Origin of the sequence: Actinomyces sp. SKVG-SVH-4(1) (assembly GCF_048514265.1) — a bacterium.
GTDB lineage: Bacteria > Actinomycetota > Actinomycetes > Actinomycetales > Actinomycetaceae > Actinomyces > Actinomyces oris.
The window spans coordinates 1-1,042 of the sequence record NZ_JBGEVE010000031.1; the positions used below are offsets into that span (position 1 = coordinate 1).

Sequence of the window (1,042 nt, forward strand, 5' to 3'; positions counted from 1 at the left end):
CCACCGCCACGAACAATCACAACCGGCAACCACCGGCACCAGATAAACCAGCCTCCACAAAACCCAGGGCTTGACAGCCAGCTCGTTACCGCCAGACTGATTGAGCCGACCAGCAAGCAGGACTCGTTGCGGGTCCTTGCCGAGGCGGGCCTGTCACCGGTGTCCTACGCGACAGTCAAGCGTCATCTGCCCAGCTACGCCGCTGAGGACTTCACCCGGGACCTGTCACGTCTGCTGGCCGGGTACGCCCGCATCGGCCGGGCCTCGCTGGTCCTGTTCGACGTGACGACTCTGTACTTCGAGACCGACAAGGCCGACGGCTTTCGCGAGCCGGGCTTCTCCAAGGAAAGACGCCTGGAGCCGCAGATCACGGTAGGGCTGCTCACCGACGAGACAGGGTTCCCTCTGCGGGCCGGGGCCTTCGAGGGCAACAAGGCCGAGACCGCCACCATGATCCCGATGATCAACGACTTCATGGACGCCTACGACCTCGACGACGTGGTGGTCGTGGCTGACGCCGGAATGATCAGCGCCGCCAACAAGCAGGCCCTGGAGAGAGCCGGTCTGTCCTACGTGCTGGGCTCACGCACCGCACGCGTCCCCCACGTGATCAGCTCCTGGCACGACAACCACCCCGACCAGGACGTCCCCGACGGGCTGACCCTGACCCAGCCCTGGCCCGCCGGTCCCAGTGACCAGCGCCGCGACGAGACCATCTACTACCGCTACAGCGCCGACAGAGCCCGACGCACCCTACGCGGGATCGACACCCAGGTCGCCAAGGCCGAGAAAGCCGTCGCAGGAAAGATCCCCGTCAAGCGCAACCGCTTCGTGCACCTGTCCGGCGCCACCCGGAGCATCAACCGCGACCTGGAGAAAAGGGCCCGCACCCTGGCCGGGTGGAAGGGCTACGTCACCAACCTGCCCAACCCCGACCCCGAGACAGTCATCAGCGCCTACCACCGCCTGTCAAGCCCTGGGTTTTGTGGAGGCTGGTTTATCTGGTGCCGGTGGTTGCCGGTTGTGATTGTTCGTGGCGGTG

Annotated in this window: 1 pseudogene; it reads left to right on the forward strand. The window is 65.5% G+C overall.

The window, feature by feature from the left end:
• Positions 1 to 81 precede the first annotated feature (81 nt).
• Positions 82 to 969: pseudogene (locus AB7V09_RS12930) on the forward strand (IS1634 family transposase); the annotation flags it as partial.
• Positions 970 to 1,042 lie beyond the last annotated feature (73 nt).